We start from the raw sequence: 218 nt of genomic DNA on the forward strand, positions 1-218 counted from the left end.
ACGGTTTTATGAGATTAGCTCCACCTCGCGGTCTTGCAGCTCTTTGTACCGTCCATTGTAGCACGTGTGTAGCCCAGGTCATAAGGGGCATGATGATTTGACGTCATCCCCCCCTTCCTCCGGTTTGTCACCGGCAGTCACCTTAGAGTGCCCAACTTAATGATGGCAACTAAGATCAAGGGTTGCGCTCGTTGCGGGACTTAACCCAACATCTCACG

General features: G+C 52.3%; 1 rRNA gene. It reads right to left on the reverse strand.

The window, feature by feature from the left end:
* Window positions 1–218, reverse strand: a 16S ribosomal RNA gene (locus MR170_RS31990); the annotation flags it as partial.

This window comes from Bacillus cereus group sp. BfR-BA-01524, from assembly GCF_022662595.1.
In the GTDB taxonomy this organism is placed as follows: domain Bacteria; phylum Bacillota; class Bacilli; order Bacillales; family Bacillaceae_G; genus Bacillus_A; species Bacillus_A thuringiensis_S.